The sequence below is a fragment of the Bradyrhizobium sp. Arg816 genome, assembly GCF_029989365.1.
Taxonomy (GTDB): Bacteria; Pseudomonadota; Alphaproteobacteria; order Rhizobiales; family Xanthobacteraceae; genus Bradyrhizobium.
Map to the genome: position 1 here is coordinate 443,520 of NZ_JAPRAQ010000002.1, position 16,016 is coordinate 459,535.

The following is a 16,016-nucleotide window of genomic DNA, read 5'->3' on the forward strand; positions in this document are numbered from 1 at the left end:
TGCACTTCAGGCAAACGGCCAGCGCCTGTCACCGATGAACGCAGGATCCATCAGCGCTTGGGGCCCCTTTCTTCGGCCAGGCAGGCAGGCTCCTCCTCGCGACTTTTAGTCGAAAGAGTTCCGGCACTATTAAAACCCGCAGCTGCTCTCTCAGTTACCGAAAGCGCCCTCGCATTATCCGTGGGGGGGCGTCGTCTTATGTTTGGCCGGTCCGCATCGCTCGGCGGTCCCACAGGAGAGTTTGCAGCATCCGCGGCTAGGTATGCAGCGGCCCCCCCGGAAAAACGCACCGGTGGGCAGACCGCCGACGAAGAAAAGGCCTTCCAACGAGCGAAGCAGGCCTTGGTCTCGTCCACCGTCAGCTTGGCGGCTTCTCCAAGCCTGGCTCTAAGGGCCCACGTGGTGGCGCCCCTTCGCCAGCCTGTCAGCACCGAATCGGGGGTGAAGCCAGCCAAGATCAGCGTCCGCGCCGCGTCTAAGAAGGGTTGCCTGCGTAGGCAGAGCACACTGCCATCAGCTAGTTCGGCTCGGTAGCGGCCGTGACGGTTCACCGGGACCAAGTAGATGTTGATCTCCTGGCATCGACTGATTGGTGAGCCAGTGTCGGATATTCCACTTAGATTGCAATTGCTCTCTTTAGGCTGGTGAGCCAGCCTAAGCGATTGATCGAGGTCGGTGTGTCGGTTCTGCTGGGATCGCCATTCATCACTGGATCGCTAGAGCCGTTTGCGGTATCGGCCCCCCCCCCGCCCAGCGGAGACGTCTTCAGGAGCCTCACCGTTCTCGTCGATCCCGAGAACGATTTCGACTCCCGCTGCCGGAATTTCGGCGCCGCTTGATCGACGTGACGAACGCACAGTTACCAATCCTCTTACTTCACGAATACGTGGGTACCCTCGCCCCGGTCTTTGAACCGGACGGACGAACCCTATGTATGCGCCGGGCGACGTGCGCCCGATAGGGAATTTGATGCTGCCAACCGAGTGGACGAGAATGGCTATCGCATCTGCGGTTGCCGTGATCGCGATGTCGTATTTGGCAATCGACGCAGGCGTCGTGAACTCCAGCGTGATCACACGGCGCATCGAGGTGGCGCGGGCTTCCATTGCGGACGCGGCGGCCAGTCAGCATCAACTCGCCTTCGCTATTCAGGCCTGGGCGCGTCCAAGCCGCCAGAAGGCGGACTCGGAGCCACATTTGGAGCACTGCCTGGCGATCGATTGAGTCAGGCGCAGCACCAAATCAGCCGACGCCTAAGCGGCATTTCTTTTGTTCATGATCCGACTCCGCTTCGTTCCAAAAGCACGAATCGTCATCGCAAAAATCAGCCGCGTGCATTCATTAATGCCGCGTTTCACTCGCCCGGTTCGTTCATGCATCCAGGGTCACGAGAACCGGCCGCAACCGGTACGCGTCGATCGCGGCGTTCGACAGCAGCAGCCTGCGCCGCTCGCCGCGCAGCATCAGGCGATCGATCCTGTTCAGGATGAAGCGGGCTGAATCCTGGCGCTCACCGGTGAGCAGGCCGGATTGGTCGAGATATTTCCATGCGATCTCGAAAGACTGTGCGCGCAATTCGGGGTCGGTCATAACCGGCCAACGTTGGCGGGGAGCGGATGTTCCCAGCCGCGCAGCGTCGGTCGCAGCGCACCGCGGCGCGACGAAATGCGCAGCGCCGCGGAACGAGATCACGACCAGCACGTTGGCTGCAACGAAATGGAGTGGTGCCGACCCGCCAGCCCCGGTCGGCTTTGAAGGGCCCCGTGCTTGTCCCCCCGAGCACGGGGCTTTCTCATGCAGGCCAACCAGCGTCCCGACCTCGGCCGACCATTGACGCGAGATCGCGCCGGGGATGCGATTAGTCCGTCTGCTCGTCGCGCCGATCGCGGGCGAGCTGATGCCAGGCCAGAGCCAGTTGGATCAGCCTCTGCCGGTCGGCGCCGTCGGCGGACGCCGCGGCCCGCTTCATCGCCGCCTCGGCTTCGTGCTGTGGGTCGTACTTGGGACACATGAGGGCGAATCTAACCGACCGATATGGACGGACCGATGGCAATTTCGTCCGTATGAATGCGGGGTGGTTTTCTCGTCGCCCGGCCCCCCAAGACGCATCTGTGAACTGCGTCACAGCCTGTCCGCGACGTCTCGGCTAAACATCGCTTCAACCGCTCGCACCGCCGCGAGAGGGCATGGGTGGTCTGTCATGACACAGGAAGCAGCAGCCGAGGCTCACGTCCCGACGCGACGCGCAAGGCCCGACCTGTTCGGCGCCACGTTTCTTGCCACCATCGGTATCGTGATGTTGGCCTGGATCGCAGGCCTGGTCTGGGCCGCGATCGCGTTCTTCAACTGGCTGGTGTGACGCGCGAAGCGATCAGTATCGCTTCAGCAAACAATACGTTGGCCAGACAAAAAGAGGCGGGCCTGCGCCCGCCTCCTTGTTTCAGACCTTGCCTGGAGCCTCAGTAACAGGCGCGAGGATCGGCCTGCACATACTGACCGCTCGGATAGCGGTAGTAGCAATTGCCCTGGGCGAAATAATAGCCGGGCCGCGAGGCAGCCGTGGCGCCGGCGATCGCGCCGGTGGCGCCGCCGATCACGGCACCCGCGGCCGCGCCCGAGGCGTTGCCCGAGATCAGGCCGCCCAGCACGCCGCCGACGATGGCGCCGCCAAGCGCGCTCGCGCCGGGATCAGCCGGCGGCGGGGGCGGTGGTGGTTCGTAGGCGACGGGAGGCGGCGCCGGGGCATAGGCCACCGGCATGTCGTCGAAGTAATCCTCGGAGATGTAGGCCGGCGGGCCGGCCATCCGCTGCGGATAATAGTACCAGACGCCGCCGACGTCCCACCACCAGCCGGAGCGGCCGTTGCGGACCTCATGGCGCCAGCGCCCGCCGTCCCAGGCGCGATTGCCGCGATAGGCGTGTCCGCCCCAGTCGCGCTCCGGTGCGGGGCCCCTGGCGTAATTGCGTCCGGGCGGCGGGCCGCCTGCTCCGTGCGGGCCGGGACCGGGGCCGCCGGCGTGGGGCTGGCCGCCGGGCTGTTGCGCGGGCCGGGCCGCCTGCTGTGGCGGGGGGCCCTTGCGCATGTTCTGATTGTTCTGGGGCGGCGCGCCGGCGCCAGGCCCCGCCGGCGTCTGGGCCTGGGGTCTTGGCGGCAATGACTCCTGTGCCTGCGCCGAAAGCGCGACAACGGACAAGGCCGAAACCAAGGGAATAATGATCTTCATGCGGCTGGACGCACTCATGCGTGCTTGACCCCCTACTCTCGCGATTGCCGTGGTGCCTAGCGCGATAGACGATTCGCCTCGCGCCTGGCTGATGCCGGCGGGCATAACTGACCTGCTTTGGTCGGCTAAGTCCCGTTACAAATGATTAAGATCACGGCAATTTTCGGCCCAAGGGGGGCGGCTGGAACCGTTCTAGCGCGCCGGCTCGATCACATTGCAGTTGGTCCGCCCCGACATCAGGCAGTCCTGCATCTTGCTGGCCGCGGTGAGATCGCGGGCGAGCCACCAGCCGACACCCAGGATCACGAGCGCGATGATCAATCCGGCAATCGCGCCACGACGGTTGTCGCCGGATTGAGGTTTTGCGAGGGATTTGGGCTTTTTGCCCGGTTCGGGCTTGGATTCGGACTTGGACATGACTGGCCGATCGCAGGGGGTGAGCCGGCTTTACCACCTCTGCGACGTCGCGTCACATCCCGGTCGATCGTTCAGCCCCGGGTCTGCCGGATCGCATCCTTGCGCGAGGTTTCTACCGCCGGGGTGGCCCGCGGTGCGCAGGTCGTCAGCAAGAACGCGGTCTGGGTGCATTCCCAATCCGCGCCGAGGACGGCGCTTTCGATCGGCTTCGGGCGGGCGAGCAACAGTGCGACGCCGGCCAGGGCGACCACCGCGACGGCGATTGCGAGCGCCTTCGGGCTCAGTCTTGAGGTCATCATGCCCGTGCTCCGTCTCGTACCGGGCGGACGCTAGGCGCCGCTCCGTGTGGTCCTCTATGAAGGACATCACAATTCGGCAGTTTTTCGGGGCTACGAGAGATCGTCGGTGGTGGCGATTTTTCGTCTACCTGATCGGCTGCGATTATGGGTGGCTTCGCGACGCGCGCCGATGTACACGCTTCTGCGTCGCGTGGCGCCCGCTATGCCCAGCCGACGTACCAACAGGCAATGATGTAAGATCGGAAGCGAGGAAGACAAGGCTCGTCGATGAGTGGATTCAGGGAACCCGGCTTCGCAGACCGGCAAAAGGCGGCGCAGGACGCGCGCAAAAATCTTTTGAACAAATTCAAGTCGCAGCCCGGGTTGGATGACCCGGCGGTGGCAGCACGTCGTGCTGAGCGCGAGGCACTCGCGGCCAAGCGCGCCGAGGCAAAGACCGCGCGCGAAGCCGAGAAGGCCGAGCAGAAGCGCATTGCGGAAGAAGCTGCAGCCGCCGAAGCCGCGCGTATCGCCCGCGAAGCGGAAGAAGCGATCGCCAGGCAAGCTGAAGTCGAGGCCGAGCAAAAGGCCAAGCGCGACGCCCGCTACGCTGCCCGAAAGGCCAAGCGGAAGTAACGTTCGCAAGTCAGTTTCAACTCGAGTCACTTTCAACTCGAGTCACTTCAACTCGAGTCGCGTTCAACTCAAGTTGAACTAAACCATCACCGGGGCGGTCGATGTGACCGCCCTCGGACTTTGAAGCGTGCGCGTCTGCCTTCGCAGACGCCGCGGCGACGGTGGAAGATCAGTTCTTCTTCATCATCCCGTCGTCTTTCTTCATCCCGTCCTTCGACATGTGGTCCTTCTTCATGCCGTCGTCCTTGGACATGGTGTCCTTCTTCATGCCGTCCTTGGACATCGTGTCCTTCTTCATCATGCCGTCGTCCTTGCCCATCTTGTCCTGGGCAAAAGCGGCCGGCGACAACGCGAGGCCAAGCGACAGAGCGGCAGCCGAGACGCCGAGCACGATGCGGGTGCGAATGGTCATGAGTGATTTCCCTTCGAGATGGTGTTTGTCAGCGACGGACGCCGCTATCTGATCTCGACGGATTGCCCGGCGGCGTTGTTACGCGCCCACTGACAAAATTTCTGCGGGTCTGCTGCGCGGACGCTCAGTGTGCACTGCAGCAAGGCCGGCCCTTGCCCCGGCATTCGGTCTCGAACTATCAGATGAGAGAATATTGGGTGAGAGACCGGCTAGGATGGACCTAAGCCCCGGTCTCAAAGACCCAGCCCACCTCACACCGAACAAGAACCGGCCAAAGACCGTCCAAGGGGATACACCATGCTCACGCGCCGTCATCTGATCGCGACCGCCGTCGCCGCACCCGCCATTCTTCGCTTCGGCACTGGTACCGCGCATGCCGCGACCACGCTGAAGATCTCGCATCAATTCCCGGGAGGGACCATCGACAAGGGCGACTTCCGCGACCGGCTCTGCCGCATGTTCGCGGCTGAAGTCGCCAAGCGCAGCAAAGGCGACATCGCCGCGGAAATCTATCCGAACTCCTCGCTGATCAAGACCAACGCGCAATTCTCCGCGATGCGCAAGGGCGCGCTCGACATCAGCCTCTATCCGATGCCCTACGCCGGTGGCGAACTACCGGAGACCAATATCGGCCTGATGCCGGGCCTCGTGACCACCTACGACCAGGGCCTGCGCTGGAAGAAGGAGCCGGTCGGCAAGGCACTGACCGACTTCCTCGCCGACAAGGGCATCATCCTGCTCACCTGGGTGTGGCAGGCCGGCGGCGTCGCCAGCCGCTCCAAGCCGATCGTCGCCCCTGAAGATGCCAAGGGCATGAAGGTGCGCGGCGGCTCGCGCGAGATGGACATGGTGCTCCAGACCGCCGGCGCCTCGGTGCTCTCGGTGCCGTCGAACGAAATCTACGCGGCGATGCAGACCGGCGCCTGCGATGCCGGCATCACCTCCTCGACCAGCCTGATCTCGTTCCGGCTCGAAGAGGTCGCGAAGTCGCTGACCTCGGGTGCGGGCGCCTCCTACTGGTTCATGCTCGAGCCGCTGATGATGTCGAAGGTGATCTTCGACAAGCTGCCGAAGAACCAGCAGGACGTCCTGCTCGCGGTCGGCACCGAGCTCGAAGCCTTCGGCCGCAAGGGCGCGCAGGACGACGACGTCGAGGTCGCCAAGGTCTACGAGAAGGCCGGTGCCAAGGTCAGTGCGCTCGATGCCGCCACCGTCGGCAAATGGCGCGACATCGCCCGCGACACCGCGTGGAAGGACTACGGCGCCAAGACCGCGACGGCCGCCAAGCTGCTCAAGCTCGCCTCCGACGTCGGCGCATGAGCCACGGTCCGCTTCCGGATCGTGACGACCGGGCGAACGCTGCCGCAGGGACAGGCCTTGCGGCGGCGATCGATCGCGGTCTCGCCATCCTCAACCGCATCATCGTCGTGTTCGCAGCGATCGCGCTGATCGCGGCCTGTGCCATCCTGAGCTACAGCGTGCTCAGCCGCGCCCTGTTCAAGGCCGCCAATTACTGGCAGGACGAGGCCGCCGTATTCCTCCTGGTCGGCGCCACCTTCATGACGGCGGCCTATGTGCAGCAGAACCGCGGCCATATCGGCATCGAGGCCTTTGTCGGCCTGCTGTCGCCGCTCGCGAACCGGATCAGGCTCTGGCTGGTCGATGCCGCGACGTTCCTGTTCTGCGCCTTCTTCACCTGGAAGTCCTGGACGCTGACCCATGAAGCCTATGTCGACGGCCAGGTCTCGAACTCGATGTGGTCGCCGCCGCTCGCCATTCCCTATTCGCTGATGGCGCTCGGGATGAGCCTGCTCTGCATCCAGATCCTCGTGCAGCTTGCGCTGCCTTTTGCAGGAGCCAGGCGTCCATGAGCGTTTTCGGTATCGGCCTCGCCTACGGTATCGCGACGCTGGTCGTGATGTTTTCAGGCATGCCGATCGCGTTCGCGCTCGGCGCGGTCGCGGTCGTGTTCATGGGCATCTATATGCCCGCCGCGTCCCTGGATACGGTGACGCAGAACGTCTACGAGGAAATGGCCTCGATCACGCTGCTGTCGATCCCGCTCTTCATCCTGAAGGGCGCCGCGATCGGCAAATCGCGCGCCGGTCAGGATCTCTATTCGGCCCTGCATGCCTGGCTGCATCGCGTCCCCGGCGGCTTGGGCGTCGCCAACGTGTTCGCCTGTGCGTTGTTTGCGGCGATGGCGGGCTCCTCGCCCGCGACCTGCTCGGCGATCGGGTCGGCCGGCATCCCCGAGATGCGCAAGCGCGGCTATTCCGGCGGTTTTGCCGCCGGCATCATCGCGGCCGGCGGCACGCTCGGCATTCTGCTGCCACCCTCGATCACCATGATCCTGTTCGCGGTCGCGGCGGAAAAATCGCTCGGCCGTCTCTTCCTCGCCGGCATCGGGCCCGGCCTGCTGCTGGTGTCCCTGTTCGGCGCCTATGCGGTGATCCGCTTCCGCCAGGAATATGCCGCGGCCCAGGCAATCTACGAGAAAGGCGGCCCTGAAGCCGCGATCCTGGCCCGCGACGAATACACGCTCGCCGAACGCTTCAGCGTGCTGCCGCGGGTGATCCCCTTCGTGCTGCTGCTCACCGGCGTCATGATCGCGCTCTATGGCGGCTACGCCACGCCGTCGGAAACCGCCGGCCTCGGCGGCCTCCTCGCGCTGGCGCTGATTGCGGCGATCTACAGCGTGTGGCGGCCGAGCGACCTCGCGCCGATCATGATGTCGACGATCCGGGAATCGACCATGCTGATGATGATCATCGGCATGTCGCTGCTCTATTCCTACGTGATGAGCTATCTGCACATCTCGCAGTCGGTCGCCGAATCCATCGTCGCGATGCACCTGCCGCGCTGGGAGCTGCTGTTCGCGATCCTGGTCATGGTCGTCGTGCTCGGCTTCTTCCTGCCGCCGGTCTCCATTATTCTCATGACCGCGCCGATCATCCTGCCGCCGCTCCGCGCCGCCAATTTCGACATCATCTGGTTCGGCGTGGTCATGACCATCGTGATGGAGATGGGGCTGATCCATCCACCGGTCGGCCTCAATATCTTCGTCATCCGCAACGTCGCGCCCGACATTCCCTTGCGCGAAGTGATCTGGGGCACCCTGCCCTTCGTGCTGCTGATGATGCTCGCGGTGCTGCTGCTGTGCTTCTTCCCGGGAATCTCGACCGGCCTGCCGGACCTGGTGATGGGGCCGGACGGGAGCAGGTGACGGGAGAACCGTTGGCGCAGGGCTTGGGCATTAGCATTTTCGCTCTCGTCGTGCTGGCGCCGTAAGTCCTCGGCTCATTGACAGGCGTCGCGTTCACTCGTCTCATCAAGCGTCGCCGCTGGCGGCCCAGGTGATCTCGGTGCGGCCGATCTCGGTAATGTTCGGAACGCTGACCTATGTCGTTGCGCCGTCGCCATCTTCGCGATGGTGGAGTTGCACCCGTTCGCGTTGTTCGCCGGGCTGGCGCTAGCCCTGTTCTACACGTGGCCAATCTGGCTGCTAATGGGGCGCAGGATAGATCAGCGTCGACCAGCTCGACGAGCGAAACAGAGGCGCGTCAATTTACAACCTGACGGAAATGTGATCTTATACTTCAATTCACTTGATATTTTTCATCGGATTGCGGCACGTCCTCGATCCCCTTGCGGCCGCTGATAATGGGACGAGCAAGCGACAGTCCGAACATTATTTCGGAGCGCCTATCGTGTTCAAGATTATTTCTGGACTTGCATTGCTGATTTTAGTTCCGGTCTTGGCGACCGAGTTCATCAATGCTTCCGACGCAACAGCCGGCATTCAGAATAAGTGCACGAAGCACGACGAAACTGATCCCGCCTTGGTGGCGAGGCCGACGTCAGGCGTAGTCAAAGTGATACGACTGAGCAATCAAGGCGAGTTCATCGACCGTTGCGAATTGACCGATGTCCTTGACGAACTCGTATGGGACCACCCGGACGCCCGTTGCGCGCCAGCAGCCGAGAACTGCTTCAACTCAAAAGTTACGATCAAGCCGGATGCCGTATCCAAGCCGAAGCTCATCGTCCTCTACATCCACGGCTGGATGCACTCCTCGGATGACCAGGATTCCAATTACCGAGAATTCCGCAGGCTGATCGCATCTCTTGCGTGCTCGGATCACACGAAGCAAACCGTTGGGATCTACATTACCTGGAACGCATCGACCGGGTACTGGCCCCTGGACTATCTTTCATTCTGGTCCCGACAGCGGATCGCAGATCGAATAACTCAGTCGGCTGTGGTTGCCAAGATTGTCGGCACGATCGGAAACACCAGGGATAGATCCGGAAAGCACGACAACTTCATTGCAATCGGACACAGCTTCGGCGCGCGCATGCTCTTTTCGGCGGTCAACGCGCCATTGGTGATAGACGTCGCAAGGGCCTATCCCCGGTCCAATAGTGATACGTATCAAATCGCCCGGGGGCCGGCGGATGCCACGCTCCTGCTCAATCCGGCGTTCGAGGCCGCAAGATATACGGCGATCAACGGATTGATCCGCAATGAAGAGGTCTTTTCGCCGCTACAGCCTCCGCTGCTCATTACGATTTCGACGAACAATGACTGGGCCACCGAAACCGCGTTTCCCGCCGGGCAGGTTCTTGACCTCTCATTCGACAAGCGCGCAAGAACCACCCTTGGGAATTACGACAGATACTATACTCACTCGCTGCTGCCGTCGGACGAGCGGGAATGCCCGATCTCGAATCCATCCAACATCACGGAAAAGTTCTTTGCCTCCGGGCTCTGCCTGAAGCGCGAGACAGACTGGCACCAACAAACTGATGCCATGCAGGCGGAGGACCCTTATGGTTGGTCCAGCGTCAACCCCGAACGGCAGATGTTCAACCCATTCCTTGTCGTCCATACAACGAAAGAGGTCATCGACAACCACGGCGGCATCTGGAAGGGCAAGGTCTTTTCGGAATGGATATTCCAGGTCGTCAAGGCGATAGATTACCGGAATGATCGACTGACCGAATTGGATCGTACTGGTAGCGCCGTGCGAGGAAATGCGAAATCCTGCGACGACAAAACCTCCGCGTTAACGCAAAGTGGAGACCGGTAGGATAACCGGACCGGAATCACACGGCCGGGGTGCTGGAGGCGTGCTCTACGTCCTTCGCTCCCGCGGGCGCATGCAATGACGGGTTACGCTTGGCGACTGCACTTCGCGCAGCGCGGGGCCAATCCACCCTACGATTTCTCCTTGCGCCGTGCCTTCGTCGCGATCGTGCTGCCGGCCACCACCTGCAACAGATCCTTGCGCACGGCCTCGATGTGCCGCTCCAGAAACCGGCAGGCCTCCTCGACCTTCTGCGCGCGGCAGAGCGCGATCAGATGGGCGTGCTCCTTCTCGGCTGTTCCCATCGCCTTGGTGTTGGAGAGCTGGAGGCGCGTGTAGCGGTCGCTGGTCTGCAGCAGCGACAGCACGATCGCGCGCGTACGCGGCTGCGGGGCGTGAACATAGAGCGCCATGTGGAAGTCGGCGTTGAGCTGCCCCCATTCGCTGACGTTGCGCGCCTTGATCGCCTTCTCAAAACTCTTGTGGATGTCGTCGAGCCCTTCGAAATCATCGGTGGTGAAGCGGGGCGCCGACTGCGCCAGGAGGCGCGGCTCGAGGATGCCGCGCAGCTCGAACACGTCGTTGATCTCGTCGAGCGATAGCTCCGAGACGATCGCGCCCTTCTGCGGAACGATGCGCACCAGGCCTTCGGCCTCGAGCTGGAATAGCGCTTCGCGCACCGGGATGCGGCTGACTCCATAGGCCTCGCCTAGCGCGTCTTGACGCAGTTGCGAGCCGGCCGGATAGGTGCCGTCGAGGATCGCCTGCCGGAGCTGGTCGACGATCGCGGCCGACAGCGTGCGATGCTTCAGAGGCTGTTTCATCTGACCTTCTGTTGTCCTTCCCGACTCATCCGGCCGAAGCGGTCTTTCTCTTGCATGTTGAGCGGCCCAACAAAAGTGCGCGGCCCGGCAAAAGCCAGTGCCCAGCAAAAGCGCGTCCTGCCGTCGAAATGACCGCAATCTCCGTTTGACACCCAAAATGTATAAATTATACATTTGCCGATAGCACGAGATTTCTCAGGGGTTGGGGCCTCTTTCATGATCGAGCAGACGATGCTGGCCACGCGCGCATTCAGCGTTCGACGCATGGTCGTCGGCGCGTCCAGTGGCCTGCTCGCCGTCGAGCGCGTCGCGCTGATGGGCCTGATGTACCTGCTCACCGGCCTGATCCTGGTGAACGTCGTCACCCGCTACGCGCGCTTCCCGATCTACTGGATCGATGAATCCGCGGTCTATTGCGTGGTTTGGCTGACCTTCGTCGGGGCGTCCGCGATGACGCGGCTGCGGCTCGATTTCGCGGTCACCATGCTGACGGAACGTCTTTCGCCGCGGCACCAGAAGATCGCCAAGGTAATCTCGACCGGCCTCGTCGTCGTATTTGGCGTCGCCCTGATCGTGACCTGCGTGCTCTGGATGGACCCGATTGGCCTTGCGCGCGCCGGCTTCGACGGGCGCAAGCTCGCGGCCGAGACCTTCAACTTCCTCTACACCGAGCACACCCAGACGCTGAACTGGCCGACCTGGGTGCTCTATTTGACGCTGCCGATCTTCGCGGTCTCGATGACCATCCACGGTCTCGCCAACCTGCTGGAAGATCTCGAGCTGGTCCCGCGCACGCCGCCGAAGGGCTTTGCGCTCTCCGAGCTCGACGGGGTCAACTGATGATCACGTCAGCCGCCTTCGTCGCGATTATGCTGGTCGGCGTGCCGATCGGGCTCTGCCTGTGCCTTGCCGGCCTCGTCTACATCGCAGCATCCGGCAATCCCGTGCTGTTCCAGTCCTATCCGCTCCAGCTGTTCGGCGGCGTCGACAGCTACGGTCTGATCGCCATTCCGCTCTTCATCCTGATCGGCGAGATCATGAACGGCGGCGGCATCACGCGGCGCATCGTCGACATGGCGATGGCCTTCGTCGGCTCGCTCAAGGGCGGGCTCGCCTACGTTAACATCCTCGCCAACATGTTCATCTCCTCGATCCTGGGATCTGCCACCGCGCAGGTCGCGATCATGGCCCAGATCATGGTGCCGGAGATGGAGAAGAAGGGCTACGACAAGACCTTCGCAGCGGGATTGACCGCCTATGGCGGCATGCTCGGCCCGATCATTCCGCCCTCGGTGATGTTCGTGGTCTACAGCGTGCTCGCACAAGTGTCGGTCAGCGACATGCTGATCGCCGGCATCGTGCCGGGCGTCATCCTCACGGTGATGTTCTGCCTCGTCATCGCGCTGATGGGATACGTCTACAACTATCCCCGTGCGGATTATCAGACGCCGCGCCAGCGCGTCATGACGATCCTGCGGACGTCACCCACCCTGCTGATCCCGATCGTCATCGTCGGCACCATCCTCAGTGGCCTCGCCAATGCGACGGAATCCGCTGCGGTCGGCGCGGTCGCCGCCGCACTTGTCGGGAAATACTGGACCAGGGAGTTCGAATTCTCGCAGTTGCCGCAGATGATGCTGCGCAGCGCCATCTATTCGGCGATCGTGCTGTTCCTGGTCGCTGCCGCGGCGGTGTTCTCCTGGGTCCTGATCTTCGGCAAGGTGCCGCAGGAAACCGCAGGCTGGATCCAGTCCGCCGCCAAGGACCCGGTCAGCTTCATGCTGATCTGCAACGTCATCCTGCTGATCATCGGCACTGTGATCGACGGCATTCCCGGCCCGATCATGACTGTGCCGATCCTGCTGCCTGTCGCGACCGACGTCTACCATATCGATCCCCGGCATTTCGGCGTCGTGGTGGTGATCAATCTCGTGCTCGGCCTGTTGTCACCGCCGGTCGGGCTCTGCTTCTTCGTCGCGGCCGCCGTCACCGGCGCCAAGCCCGGCAAGATGTTCATGGTGACGCTGCCGTTCTTCGTCATCTCCTGCGTCCTGCTGGTGCTGCTCTCGCTCTACCCGTCGCTCTCGCTGATCCTCATCAAATAGGCCCGTTCAAAAGGAAGCCCGACCATGCCGCTTTCACGCCGCCGCTTTCTCGCCGCCAGCGCCGCCGCATCGGTGTTCGCGCCGTCGCTGGCGCTCGCCCAGGCCAAGGAATTCCGCCTCGGCCTGATCACGCCGAACGGCCATTCCTGGAACAAGGCAGCGCTCAAGTTCGGCGACGAGCTGAAGGCCGCCACCAGCGGCCGCCTGACCCTGACCGTGTTCCATTCCGGCCAGCTCGGCAACGAGCCCGCGATGATGCAGCAATTGCAGTCCGGCGCGCTCGACATGGGCTTCATCCAGGCAGCCGAGCTCGGCTCGCGCGTGCCGCACATCGCCGCGATCAACGCGCCCTACATCGTCCGCTCGACGCCTGCGGTCGCGAAATTCGTGCGGCATCCGGCAGCGGTGAAGCTGTTCGATGTGCTGCCGCAGGAGACCGGCACCATCGGCCTTGGCTGGGGCATCACCGGCATGCGCGCGGTGTTCTCGTCCAAGGACCTGAACTCGCTCGCCGACATCAAGGGCATGAAGCTCCGCATCAACCCGACGCCGGTCTATCGCGACTTCTATTCCTCGCTCGGTGCCGCGCCGACGCCGATCCCGACCCCGCAGGTGTTCGACGCGATGGCCAACGGCCAGGTCGATGGCCTCGAGGCCGATCTCGAATTCTCCTGGAACCAGCGCTTCGACAAGGTGTCGAAGGTGATCCTGCAGATGAATGCCGTCTTCATGCCGATGGCCGCGGTCGTTTCCGGCCGGGTCTGGCAGACGCTCCCCGCAGCCGACCGGGAGCTGATCGCCAAGACGGTGAAGTCGACGCTGGACGCGCAGATCGACGAGTTGGCCTCTAACGAACCCGCCCTGATCGAGAATTTCAAGAACGCGCCGATCCCGATCCGCCAGGTCCCGGCCGGCGACACCGAGGCCGTCATCGCCGAGTTCGACAAGATCTGGCTGCCCAAGGCACCTGTCCTCGCCGAGCTGCGCAAGGTCGGCGCGACGCTCTGATCCATCCGCTACCCTCTTCACCACAGCCGGCGGATCCAGCCCCCCGCCGGCAAACTCACTCGGCGTCAATTCATGAGCCGCCGCGTTTCCTGGGAAGGCGTCTTCCCGGCCGTCACCACGCAATTCCACGACGATCTCTCGCTCGACATCGACGCCACCGCCAAGGTGATGGACGGGTTGATCCGCGACGGCGTCTCCGGCCTGATCGTCTGCGGCTCGGTCGGCGAGAACACCTCGCTGGAGCGCAAGGAGAAGGTCGCGATCATGGAGACGGCGAAATCCGTTGCGGCCGGCCGCGTGCCCGTGCTGTGCGGCATCGCCGAATTCACCACGGCGTTTGCGGTCGAGACCGCCAAGGAAGCCGCGCGCGTCGGCATCGACGGCGTGATGGTGATGCCGGCGCTGGTCTATTCGTCGAAGCCGCACGAAACCGCCGCGCATTTCCGCGCCGTCGCCAGCGCGACCGACCTGCCCGTGATGCTCTACAACAACCCGCCGATCTACAAGAACGACGTCACCCCCGACATCCTGGCCTCGCTCGCCGACGTCGAGACCGTCGTCTGCTTCAAGGATTCCTCGGGCGACACGCGGCGCTTCATCGACACCAGGAACATGGTCGGCGACCGCTTCGTGCTGTTCGCAGGGTTGGACGACGTCATCGTCGAGAGCATCGCCATGGGCGCGGTGGGCTGGGTCTCCGGCATGTCGAACGCCTTCCCGCGCGAAGGCGAGACGCTGTTTCGCCTGGCCAAGGCCGGCCGCCTTGCCGAGGCCATGCCGATCTACGAATGGTTTATGCCGCTGCTGCATCTGGACGCGCGCCCGGACCTCGTTCAGTGCATCAAGCTGTGCGAGCACATCATGGGCCGCGGCACCGCGCTGACCCGCCCGCCGCGCCTCGCGCTCCTGCCGCAGGAGAAGGCCGAGGTCGAAGCCATGATGGTGAAGGCGCTCAAGAACCGGCCGCTCCTGCCGGATGTCGGGCTGAAGGCGGCCTAAGCGAAGGTCTCGTAGGGTGGGCAAAGCGAAAGCGTGCCCACCATTCGCAAATTGGATCGCGGAAGGATGGTGGGCACGGCGCTACGCGCCTTTGCCCACCCTACGAAAGCTTACGAAGCAGCCCGCTTCTTCTTCGCGTTCAGCGCAGATGCCACGCGGCTCACAGGCGGTTTGCCCAGCACGCCGCTCATCTCGTTCGTCGCCGCCAGCAGCTTCTCCATATCCACGCCGGTCCTGACGCCCATGCCTTCGAGCATGTAGACGACGTCCTCGGTCGCGACGTTTCCGGTTGCGCCCGGCGCGTAGGGGCAGCCGCCAAGGCCGCCGGCGGCAGCGTCGATGATGCGGACGCCCTCCTCCATCCCGGCATAGAGATTGGCCAGTGCCTGGCCGTAGGTGTCGTGGAAATGCATCGCGAGTTTTGCGGGCGGGATGTTGGCGCTCACCGCGCGCAGCATCTCCTTGGCCTTATCAGGCGTGCCGACGCCGATGGTGTCGCCGAGCGAGATCTCGTAGCAGCCGAGCTCCCACAGCGTGTTGGCGAGATCGGCGACCGCCTTTGGCTTGATCTCGCCGTCGAACGGGCAGCCCAGCACGCAGGAGATATAGCCGCGGACCCTGACGCTATCCGCCTTGGCGCGCGCCAGCACCGGCTTGAACCGTTCGATGGACTCCGCGACCGTGCAGTTGATATTGGCGCGCGAAAAGCCTTCCGAGGCCGCCGCGAACACGGAGACGACTTGCGCGCCGGCAGTGCGCGCGGCGTCATAGCCCTTCTCGTTCGGCACCAGCACGTGGAATTCGGCGCCCTTCACGTGGGCAACACCGCGCAGCACGGCGTCCGAGCTCGCCATTTGCGGGATCGCCTTGGGCGAGACGAAGGCGCCGACCTCGACCGTGGTGAGGCCAGCGGCTACGAGCGCCTCGACGAAGGCGATGCGGGCCTCGACGCTGACCGGCGTCTTCTCGTTCTGGAGGCCGTCGCGCGGCCCCATTTCGATGATGCGAACGGGATCGCTCATG

Annotated in this window: 18 protein-coding genes; 11 read left to right on the plus strand and 7 right to left on the minus strand. The window is 63.4% G+C overall.

Annotation, left to right across the window (positions count from 1 at the left end):
• Nucleotides 1-993 precede the first annotated feature (993 nt).
• Nucleotides 994-1,224 (plus strand): hypothetical protein, encoded by a 231-nt coding sequence (locus OWC48_RS07090; RefSeq protein WP_282519326.1) that lies wholly within the window; start codon nucleotides 994-996, stop codon nucleotides 1,222-1,224.
• Nucleotides 1,225-1,371: 147 nt separating this feature from the next.
• Here OWC48_RS07090 and OWC48_RS07095 read toward each other — a convergent pair whose 3' ends face one another.
• Complete coding sequence (locus tag OWC48_RS07095; RefSeq protein WP_282519327.1) at nucleotides 1,372-1,701, minus strand: hypothetical protein; 330 nt, start codon at nucleotides 1,699-1,701, stop codon at nucleotides 1,372-1,374.
• Between the two features lie 499 nt (nucleotides 1,702-2,200).
• Here OWC48_RS07095 and OWC48_RS07100 point away from each other — a divergent pair, with 499 nt between their 5' ends.
• The gene (locus OWC48_RS07100) at nucleotides 2,201-2,359 is read left to right on the plus strand and encodes a hypothetical protein (protein ID WP_028161343.1); all 159 of its coding nucleotides are present in this window, start codon (nucleotides 2,201-2,203) and stop codon (nucleotides 2,357-2,359) included.
• 100 nt (nucleotides 2,360-2,459) lie between these two features.
• Here OWC48_RS07100 and OWC48_RS07105 read toward each other — a convergent pair whose 3' ends face one another.
• From OWC48_RS07105 to OWC48_RS07115, 3 genes are all read right to left on the minus strand, one after another.
• On the minus strand, nucleotides 2,460-3,242 hold the full coding sequence (locus tag OWC48_RS07105; protein WP_282519328.1) for a hypothetical protein: 783 nt from the start codon (nucleotides 3,240-3,242) through the stop codon (nucleotides 2,460-2,462).
• A gap of 174 nt (nucleotides 3,243-3,416) precedes the next feature.
• On the minus strand, nucleotides 3,417-3,641 hold the full coding sequence (locus OWC48_RS07110; protein ID WP_166096504.1) for a hypothetical protein: 225 nt from the start codon (nucleotides 3,639-3,641) through the stop codon (nucleotides 3,417-3,419).
• A 71-nt stretch (nucleotides 3,642-3,712) separates the two neighbouring features.
• Entirely contained in the window at nucleotides 3,713-3,940 is a 228-nt protein-coding gene (locus tag OWC48_RS07115) for a hypothetical protein (RefSeq protein WP_282519329.1), read from the minus strand.
• A 267-nt stretch (nucleotides 3,941-4,207) separates the two neighbouring features.
• Between OWC48_RS07115 and OWC48_RS07120 the strand changes: the two genes are divergently transcribed.
• Complete coding sequence (locus OWC48_RS07120) at nucleotides 4,208-4,555, plus strand: DUF6481 family protein (protein ID WP_282519330.1); 348 nt, start codon at nucleotides 4,208-4,210, stop codon at nucleotides 4,553-4,555.
• A 169-nt stretch (nucleotides 4,556-4,724) separates the two neighbouring features.
• Here OWC48_RS07120 and OWC48_RS07125 read toward each other — a convergent pair whose 3' ends face one another.
• Nucleotides 4,725-4,967 carry a pentapeptide MXKDX repeat protein gene (locus OWC48_RS07125; RefSeq protein WP_028150975.1) on the minus strand — a complete coding sequence of 81 codons (243 nt, stop codon included), beginning with the start codon at nucleotides 4,965-4,967 and terminating at the stop codon, nucleotides 4,725-4,727.
• Between the two features lie 297 nt (nucleotides 4,968-5,264).
• Here OWC48_RS07125 and dctP point away from each other — a divergent pair, with 297 nt between their 5' ends.
• The 4 genes from dctP to OWC48_RS07145 all read left to right on the plus strand — a co-directional run bounded on the left by dctP (nucleotide 5,265) and on the right by OWC48_RS07145 (nucleotide 10,060).
• Entirely contained in the window at nucleotides 5,265-6,287 is a 1,023-nt protein-coding gene (gene dctP, locus OWC48_RS07130; protein WP_282519331.1) for a TRAP transporter substrate-binding protein DctP, read from the plus strand.
• Nucleotides 6,284-6,838 carry a TRAP transporter small permease gene (locus tag OWC48_RS07135; RefSeq protein WP_282519332.1) on the plus strand — a complete coding sequence of 185 codons (555 nt, stop codon included), beginning with the start codon at nucleotides 6,284-6,286 and terminating at the stop codon, nucleotides 6,836-6,838. Before dctP ends, OWC48_RS07135 begins: the two co-directional genes overlap by 4 nt.
• Nucleotides 6,835-8,193, plus strand: coding sequence for a TRAP transporter large permease (locus OWC48_RS07140; protein ID WP_014495436.1), 1,359 nt, complete (start codon nucleotides 6,835-6,837; stop codon nucleotides 8,191-8,193). Before OWC48_RS07135 ends, OWC48_RS07140 begins: the two co-directional genes overlap by 4 nt.
• A gap of 484 nt (nucleotides 8,194-8,677) precedes the next feature.
• Nucleotides 8,678-10,060 carry a hypothetical protein gene (locus tag OWC48_RS07145; protein WP_282519333.1) on the plus strand — a complete coding sequence of 461 codons (1,383 nt, stop codon included), beginning with the start codon at nucleotides 8,678-8,680 and terminating at the stop codon, nucleotides 10,058-10,060.
• 128 nt (nucleotides 10,061-10,188) lie between these two features.
• Here OWC48_RS07145 and OWC48_RS07150 read toward each other — a convergent pair whose 3' ends face one another.
• Nucleotides 10,189-10,881, minus strand: coding sequence for a GntR family transcriptional regulator (locus OWC48_RS07150; RefSeq protein ID WP_282519334.1), 693 nt, complete (start codon nucleotides 10,879-10,881; stop codon nucleotides 10,189-10,191).
• 231 nt (nucleotides 10,882-11,112) lie between these two features.
• Between OWC48_RS07150 and OWC48_RS07155 the strand changes: the two genes are divergently transcribed.
• From OWC48_RS07155 to OWC48_RS07170, 4 genes are all read left to right on the plus strand, one after another.
• Nucleotides 11,113-11,721 carry a TRAP transporter small permease gene (locus OWC48_RS07155; protein WP_282519587.1) on the plus strand — a complete coding sequence of 203 codons (609 nt, stop codon included), beginning with the start codon at nucleotides 11,113-11,115 and terminating at the stop codon, nucleotides 11,719-11,721.
• Nucleotides 11,721-12,986: a TRAP transporter large permease gene (locus tag OWC48_RS07160; protein ID WP_282519335.1), complete on the plus strand. Its 1,266-nt coding sequence runs from the start codon at nucleotides 11,721-11,723 to the stop codon at nucleotides 12,984-12,986. The genes OWC48_RS07155 and OWC48_RS07160 overlap by 1 nt, the downstream gene beginning before the upstream one ends.
• Before the next feature lie 24 nt (nucleotides 12,987-13,010).
• Entirely contained in the window at nucleotides 13,011-13,994 is a 984-nt protein-coding gene (locus tag OWC48_RS07165; RefSeq protein WP_282519336.1) for a TRAP transporter substrate-binding protein, read from the plus strand.
• Nucleotides 13,995-14,066: 72 nt separating this feature from the next.
• The gene (locus tag OWC48_RS07170; protein ID WP_282519337.1) at nucleotides 14,067-14,993 is read left to right on the plus strand and encodes a dihydrodipicolinate synthase family protein; all 927 of its coding nucleotides are present in this window, start codon (nucleotides 14,067-14,069) and stop codon (nucleotides 14,991-14,993) included.
• Between the two features lie 110 nt (nucleotides 14,994-15,103).
• Here the strand turns inward: OWC48_RS07170 and OWC48_RS07175 are convergent, their stop codons facing one another.
• Nucleotides 15,104-16,015 carry a hydroxymethylglutaryl-CoA lyase gene (locus OWC48_RS07175; RefSeq protein ID WP_282519338.1) on the minus strand — a complete coding sequence of 304 codons (912 nt, stop codon included), beginning with the start codon at nucleotides 16,013-16,015 and terminating at the stop codon, nucleotides 15,104-15,106.
• Nucleotide 16,016: the final 1 nt, after the last annotated feature.